Annotated in this window: 2 protein-coding genes; both read right to left on the bottom strand. The window is 44.2% G+C overall.

The window, feature by feature from the left end; genetic code table 11:
- On the bottom strand, positions 1–6,106 hold a 6,106-nt coding region (locus tag VB711_RS26000), incomplete at its 3' end, for an Ig-like domain-containing protein (RefSeq protein WP_323289328.1).
- 628 nt (positions 6,107–6,734) lie between these two features.
- The coding region (locus VB711_RS25995; protein WP_323289327.1) for a DUF4114 domain-containing protein at positions 6,735–8,916 on the bottom strand (2,182 nt) is incomplete at its 5' end.

Raw genomic sequence — 8,916 nt, 5'->3', positions numbered from 1 at the left:
GGGTATTGAATATCAGCAATAAGCCTGGACCATCTGGTTCACTTACTACTGGACTGGCTATGAATCCTACTATTGGTAATTCACTTACAGAATCAGAAATCAAGTCAATAGTGAGGTCATATTTACCGATATTGATGCCGGAAGTGGGAATGATGCGACCACCGCCACTACCAGCAGTCAAGGGGTCATAATAACGGTTGAAGTTAGCCGCAACACCTAGATAGTACGCACCACCTGTGGTGGCAGTGAACTCTAAATAGGGGTCACGATTGGAGACAAACAACTCATCGGATGCAGGAGCAATAAAGTTTCTGGCTAATTCCTGACCTGCGGCATCAAATAAACGCAGTTCAGTATCAACAAACTGGATTCTTTCAACTCCGTCAATATTAAAGGGCAAGCTGTCGATATCAATTTTAATGGTATCGCCTGCTTTGAGTTCTACTTTATAGATGTCAACATCTTCTGATCGGTCGATGAAGTTAGGAGCAGCATTACCAATTGTTCCTTGAATTTTGAATTGGGTATTGTCTTTACTTAACTGTGTATCGACTGCTTGAGGAATAGTATCGTTGATCGCTGCTAGGTTGTTACCTTCTGTTTCAACTAACAGGACATTGCTGGTGTTGTCGTAGATTTTGAAGGTGGCTGTGTTAGCAGTGGGGCTAACTTCATAGCTATCATCAGGAGCAATGGAGAAAACTGCTGTTTCTACACCTTCGGCAATACCGTCATTGTTTACAGGTGTTCTGACTACAGCTTGATTGGCTGTGATTTTCAAGCTAAAGCCATTCTCGGCAACACTGACGATTTCTCCACCAGTAATTTCTACTCCACTCAGGTCAAATTCACCCAAACTATCACTGTTAACGAAGATGGTCAGACCTTCGGCGGGTGGAGGAGAACTGAGGTTGAAAGTATGTACCGCTACTGTGTTTTCTGACTCAATCAGATTTGCGGGTGTGAAAGCATAGCTAACTAATAACTGAGATTGAGGTGTATCAGCAATGCTCAGGGTAACTGCTGGTTTAGCTGAGTCAATTGTGTATCCTTCACCAGTTTCTAAGCTGAAGGTAAAGGTTTCGAGACCTTCAACTAGACCATCATCGAAGGCTGAAAGGGTAATAGTTGAGGTTTGTTGAGTTAACTTGACATAGAAACCACCTGCACGGAAGTTACCAATGGGGAAGGATGCACCGTTAACTTCTGTGGCAAAGACATTAAACTCACCCAAAGCTGCACGAACCCCACTATTGACGTAGACTAATACGCCTTCTGCTGGTGGTGCTTGGTCTAGGGTAAATGTGAGTGTGGCGCTAGTTCCTGCTGATTCAATTAGTTGGTTTTGGCTGATTTCTATGCCTACTTGCGGCACAACTGTGGGGACAGGTGCTTGCTCTAAGGTTGGGTAGAAGGTAACTGTAGAGAAGTCGCTATCTGGGTTAACTCTGGTGTTGTTTCCAGCGGCCAAAGAGAAAGTTGCAGTTTGTGGTGATTCAAGTTGCAGACTGGTGGGAATAACAATGTTGATGAAGGCGTTATTCTGGTTCAGTTTGAAGGTAAAACCTGTAGCTTCACCTGTAGCGGGGTCATAAATGGCTTGACCAATTTCACCACCAACACTAAAGGGTTTGACTCTGACGGAGTTACCAAAGTATTCCCGTAGGATAATATCAGTGTTAATGATGACATCTGCGCCACCTTCAGGAATTGCGCCCTCTGCTGTTAAGGCGATCGCTAATACTGCTGCACCTGATGGGGGAGCAGTGACTAGGTATGGAGACAGAATCCTCTCACCTGTACCGGCGGATGAGTAAGTCCCTGTGATTGTGTCGATGGAGATGAGGGGGCGAACGCCGCTAGGAACAGGTCGGCCAGGGTTGACAACTTCGCCAACTTCTGGGTTGAGGCTGAGATTGAGGGTATATGCCCCAGTGGTTGTACCTGTACCGCTTCCCTGGACATTGGGATCGTAGGGGTTGAAGTTGGACAGGTTGGGATTTTCGGCGCTGCGATCGTAGTTGGGATTGCTGCTGACACCAACGTAATAAACGCCGTCTGCGGGTGCAACAAAGTCGATATAGGAGTCGTTTCTGGAAACGAATATCTCATTGGGGGCTGGAGCAATCCGGTTAGCAGCCAATACATTGCCTTCAGCATCAAAGACTTGCAACGCTGAGGAAAGGGTAGAACCATTGATCTGTGCGTCGATGTCAGCTGTTAGGCGATCGCCTGCTTTCAACTCAACTTTATAGATGTCTACATCTTCGGTGTTGTCAACGTATGTCCAACCTGCATCTGTGGGGTTGATTCGGTATCTGTTAACACCGCTATAACCAATCGCCCCGGTAATTGATAGTGTGGGGTTAGCAGCACTGAGTCCGGTATTGTTGGCTGTGGCAATAGTATCATTACTTTCGATTTCTGCACTTAGTGCATCTACGATAGTGAAAATTGCTTGATTATTGGTTTCCCCAATGATGTAACCTGTTCCTGGTTGCAAGCTAAAGACGGCTGTTTCTGTACCTTCAATGATGCCGTCGTTCTTCACTCGTAAATCAATCACTGCTCGTTGTGCAGTCATACTCAAATCAAAGCCATCTACTCTGACTCCGACAATAGTACCGCCAGTAACGCTAATTCCTGCCAGGTCAAATTCACTCAGATTCGGTGTGCTGACGGAAACAACTACCCCTTCTGCGGCTGGGGGTGCAGTTAAGGTGAAGGTGTGACGTGAAACCGTCCCTGCTGTCTCAATCAGAGTGGCTGGTGTTCTGGTGAGTGTGAGTAATGGTAGGGTGGATTCTGGGCTGTCTTGGATGGTAACTACCACAGTATTTTCTGCGGAGTTGACTGTGTAACCAGGATTTGCTACTACGCTATAGCGTTGAATTTCTACACCTTCTGTTACACCGTCTGGGAAGGCCGCTACTGTAATACTGGCGGTCTGTTCGGTGATGCGGAAGTAGAAGCTATTACTACCAATGAGGGCGGGTAACTCTCCACCTACTACTTCTGCTTGCAGAACATCAAAATCACTCAAGCTGGAGAATTGCGCTCCTCTTACCAACACTACTACACCTTCTGGGGGTAGGGCTTCACTGAGGCTGAAGTTGAGGGTAACTGTTCCACCTTCCGACTCAACTATGGTGGTGTTGGTGGTACTCAAGCTAACTTCTGGGGTGACGCTTGGTGCTGGTACGTCTTGCAGTGTGTTGTAAACAGGGAATGTGGTGGATGCTTTATCGGCGCTGACACTGTACCCTTCCCCTGCTTGGACGGAGAAAGTAGCTGAGGCTAGGTCATCGGCTGCTAGTCCACTCTTGAGCCGGAAGAGAATGAAGGCGTTAGGTGATGTAACTCTGGCTTTAAAGCCGATACCGTTACCTGCTTCGTCGTAAATTGCCTCTAGAACTTGCGCTCCTGGTGAGAATGGTGTCCCATTTAGTCCAGTCACGTATTTCCACAGGTCTAGGTCGGTGATCACATCAACTACTAAACCTTCTTCTGGGATTGTACCGTCTACACTCAGGGATAGATTGAGGACGGCTGCACCTGTTCTGGTCGCGCCTTCTGCGTCTGTATATTCTGCTGATTTTACTAACCCATAAGCTAGTAGGTTATCTTGAGCATCTGCTGTTACGGGAATAGAACTAATACTTACTACGGGCTGTTCAGTTATAGCGTCATCAATTGTTATGGTTACTTGGTTGGCTTGGGGGTTAACTTGATACTGCTCCCCATCACGAAGGGTGTATGTATAAGTCCGTGGTCCATCTACTTCTCCGTTATTAAACACCGGGACAGTAATCGTTGCTGTCTGCTCGGTGATGCGGAAAAGTACGGCACTGACAAATTCATTTGTGCCTGATATTACGCCGCCTGTGGTACTTAAACCAACAGGATTCAGGGTTTCTTCAGGATTACGGGGGTTATCTACCGTCAGGTCAAATTGAGCAATGGAGCGGGGTACACCACTATCTAGGTAGACGACAACGCCGCCTTCTGGGGGTGGGCTGTCGAGGGTAAAGGTGATGGTAATGGCTGTTTGCTCTGACTCAAACAGGGTGGTGGGAGTGGCGGAAACACTCACTACTGGACCTACTCCACCGGGTACTCCATCAGTTACGGTGAAGTTGGCAGAATTGGCGGCGGGATTTACTGTGTAACCTTCTCCTGCTTGGAGGGTGTAGGTAAAGGTAGCGTCGCTTTCTTCTAAGATGTCGTTTAAGACAGGTAGGTTAATTGTTGCTGTCGGTTCGAGGATGGTAAAGGTGAAGCTGCTTAGGTCTGTTTCGAGGGCAAACAGATCCAATGTTCCCCCAGTAACTCCAGTCTCTACTAGCGGACGGTCGAAGCGATAAAAAGTATTACCTTCGGCATCAAATCGCACTTGTGCGGCGGTAAATTGCCTCATAATATTGGCAACATCACCTTGCAGACGCACAGTAATTCCTTCCGCGGGAATATCGCCTGTGGTGTTGAAGGTTAATGTTAAGATTGTTCCTTCTGCTTCGCTGACTACCTCTGGTGATGCCGTGAGACTGACAACAGGGGTTTGAGCAACATCGTTAATGGTAAATGTAATTGCATTTTCACCAGGAACAAAGTCATATCCAGGTACGGGACTCAGGGTGTAGGTAAAGGTTTTTGGAGCTTCTGCTACTTCATCTCTAAATAGGGGTAGAGTAATGGTTGCGGTTTGCTCAAGTAATCTGACAGTTACAGCACTGGAGGTAGCATTGGCACTCACCAAACTAGCACCATTGAATGATGCACTAAATACGGCAAATTCAGCTAATGAGCCTTCAACGCCACTATCAAATGTAACTTCTAATCCTCCTTCTGGGGGTGGTTCACTCAGTTGAAAGGTTAGAACGATACTGTCTTCATTGGCTTCAACTAAGGTAGTTGGGTTGGCGGTAAAACTAATTGTTGGCATAATTATTGCTGGGTTAATTGTGATATTGACTGTTGCAGGTGCAGAATTTACTTTGCTATCGTTGGCTAAATAGGTAAAGCTATCTGTACCAGAGAAACCTGTGTTGGGTGTATACGCAAAGGAACCATTGGGATTTAAGGTAAGACTACCGTTGCTAGGCACTTGTACCACTGCTGCTGTCAATGGGTCGCTTTGGGCATCAGTATCGTTACTTAAAACACCATTGGCTACGTTCACTACTAATACCTGACCTGCATCTGTGGTGTAGCTGTCGTTAACTGCTACTGGTGGGTCGTTAGGTGGTGGTGTAACTGGAGAAACATTAAATTCTAAGGTGTATGTTGTTGTTGCAAATCCAGTTTGTTGTAACCAGAAGGTGTATTCACCGCTAGATAAAGCACCACTAAAACCGATCGCTCCTTCACCTTGGCCAAGATCATCTAGGATATTTGTGCCTAGTTGGTTGAAACCTGGACCAAAATGACCATACCCTAAGAGATTTGCCACATTAGTATCAGTGAGAGGCTCTGTAAAAACGCTGCCTCTTTGGACTGCGGCAAAGGCAATCTCGTCATCGGATTCGTAGCCAGCTAGTACCAGGGAATCGAGTTGATATCCTTCTGGAACTCTAACAGTGACGTACTCTACATCATTTCTGACGGAAGTGGCTGTTAAAGAATTAGTACCTTGTTGTAATTCCAGTTGCAGGGGTGCATTGCGATCGCCAGAAATGTCGCCATCAGTGGCTTCGTTGTATGTAAATGGCATATCTGGAACTTGACTAGCATTGTCGTAGAAGCTAACCGTAACAGCACTGAAACTGGGATCGACTGTATATCCTTCACCAGGTTGTAGGCTGTAAATTACGCTTTGCTCTCCCTCTGGAATCCCATCGGCAAAAATGGGTACACTCACAGTGGCAACTTGGGACTTAATGTTAAAGTCAAACCCTGTAAAGTCAATGTCTCCTACTGGTCTATCTCCACCAGAAAAACTGAGTGCAAATAAATTCAGTTGAGTTAAGGATTGTGGGATATTGCCTGTCAGGTAAACTCTAAGACCTTCCGTTGGTGGTGGCTCACTTAGCTCAAATCTGAAGGTAAGTACAGTCCCTTCAGTTTCTATGAGGGTTGTGGTGTTGGTTGTAAACTTTACTGTTGTCATAAATAGATGGGTCAGTCTCAAAGTTGAGTGATAGAAAAACTGCGTGACTATTCTGCCGATGGTCAACAGATATTTGCTTCCAAAAAATAAATTATCTGGATTAACTAACCACAGAGGCACAGAGTACACAGAGTAATAAGAGTTTGAGTGGTCACTGAGCTAGTCGAAGGGTCGAAGTGAGATTTTTTGCATTAGGCGGTTGAGTGTTTTTTATCTAACGCAGAGCGGTCTTTTGGGTTTCCCCTATGAGAAACTATCGCAAAACATAATATGAAAATTTGCAGTCAGGATCAACTTGACAGCTAAATAGCTGACTAGACAAAATCCTTCTAAACACCCTCCTTCCAGGTGAAGGTGGAATTATCAGACTGAGCAAAAATTCACTAATGATGCTTTAATAATCGGTGTTGCTGAAACTTTATTGCGATTTATTATCGATAGTTAGAATCGTATCACTATTTAGATTAATTAGCAATATGAATTATAAAATTTAAGTAAAGTTACTATTTCCGTTGGAAATGGGGGGTTGTGCAAAATTTGCATAAACTCAAGTCGGAATTTATTTGAGCGATCTGGGCTTTTCTTGATTACATCAGGTAGGGGTTCAGCAATGCTGAACCCTTGATACCTAAATCTGATTTAGGTTGATCTGTACAAGTACATCATTGTAATCCAGATCACCGCCGAGAGGTAAATCCTCAAAACCAAAGGTATTATTTCCTAAAAGGCGTATGTGATCAACACGACCTGAATTAGCACCTAAAAAAGTAAAGTAAACCGCCGGATCGTTGTTTGGATTATTATCTAAAATTGCCTCTGCTGTACCATTGGCAATAATAAATGGAGCGTAAATTGAACCCCCATTGAGGTTTGTGCTGAAAGTAGCAGTTTGTTGATTATTGACAGCCATATCGAGGTCTACAACACGTCCTGCGATCGCAGCTTTGGTGTAACCTGTATCACCAGGCAGAAAATCAACAGTACCATTACCATCAGTATCTATCCCTCCATTAACATTGGCAACTTTGTAAAATCCGATCAAATTGTTAAAGGCAGCTTCTCGGTTTAATATCAACTCAGCGCTGACCTGACCTATTATCCCTCGTAAATCAATCATTTCTCCTTGAGGATTTGCTTGCAAACTAGCACCCAGTAGTAAAGATTGATCAGTAGCCTTAGCTTCTACCACTAAATCTTGGAAATCAACAACACCATTATTCTCTTCCCAAGATATTTTGTAGTTACCGTTATCTAATATTTCTATCTTTTGGGTTGAAGGTTCGGCAAAAACAACCGATGAAACAGGAGTTAAGCCAGAAAGCACCGCATCAATCGTACTATTTTTGACCAATAAAAATCCTAGTTTATCCCCTGAATTAAACTCTACTAAACTGCTCAAATTTGTTTGATCAAATCCGGTTGGTTGATTAGAAATCATCGAGAAAATGATCTTGGCTCTATCCAATGCGGCTTCTGCATATCCTGTAGAATTAGGTGCTATGCCATTAATAGTTCCGTTGTCATCATCAACAATAAACACGCCTATTTCGTTGACTAAATTAGAATTGTACTCAAGTAGAGATACTTGCAGTTTTGGTTGATTACTACCTTGGATCTGAAATACACTATCAGATATTTTCTGGAGGATGGGGTTAGTATTGCCTAGAACCAAACTAATACTATCAGCATCGGGATTAACTTCGTACTGTTCTCCATTCACCAAATTGAAAATTAAGGTTTCTAATTCTTGATCAGGATCATCATCAAGCATCTGTAAGGTAAGAGAAGCAGTTGCTTGGGTCAAGGTGACAAAGAAACCACTACCAGTGTTATCTGTTTCTGGTAAATCGGCTAATCCTTGGGTATTTAATATTTGGAACTCACCCAAGGGATCTGGGGTTGGACTCAATACATACAGAGTCAAGCCTTCTGAGGGAATTTCACCATCAACACTAAAATTAACGGTTACAATATCTCCTTCTTCAACAGCAGTTTGTACCGTTGAGATGCTGACTACTGGACCGACACCACCAGGTACACCATCTACATAAGTTACTTCTGCTGATGCTGCGGCTGGGTCTATGGTATAGATTTCACTTGTTAATAGTTGGTAGGTGTAAGTGGTATCTGCTTCTTCTACTATGTCATCGAAGACGGGAATAGTAATGACCGTATCTGCTTGTGTCAACCGAAACTCATCAGCTTGAGTGTCACTGTTGAAACCTAGATACTCAATCCCTTCTGACTCTATGCTTTGCTCAAATTGTAGCCCCTGTGCCTCAACTGAGGTTCTTAAATCTCCACCCACACTGACGATAATTCCCTCTGCTGGGATAATGCCTTGGGTGTTGAATATCAGCATTAAACCTGGTTCATCAGCTTCACTCACTACTGGACTGGCTGTGAATCCTACTACTGGTAATTCGGTCGGTGTAGGTGTGTCGTTAATAGTAAAGGTAATTGCATCCTCATCAGGTACAAAATCATAGCCTGTTACGGGACTAAGGGTGTAGGTAAAGGTTTCTGCACCTTCTACAACTTCATCTTGAAATACGGGTAGAGTAATGGTTGCGGTTTGCTGGAGTAATCTGACAGTAACAGCACTGGATGTTTCATTGGCTCTCACCAAACTAGCACCATTAAATGATGCACTAAATACGTCAAATTCAGCAAGCGATCGCTCTACACCACTATCAAATGTAACTTCTAACCCTCCGTCTGGTGGTGCTGCGCTTAATTGAAAGGTCAAAACAATACTATCATTATCAGACTCAATTAAAGCAGTTGGACTGGCAGTAAAGCTAATTGTT

Origin of the sequence: Cronbergia sp. UHCC 0137, from assembly GCF_034932285.1 — a bacterium.
In the GTDB taxonomy this organism is placed as follows: domain Bacteria; phylum Cyanobacteriota; class Cyanobacteriia; order Cyanobacteriales; family Nostocaceae; genus Cronbergia.
Note: the sequence above shows the minus strand (reverse complement) of the source record. Positions and strands in the feature narration are given on the sequence as shown.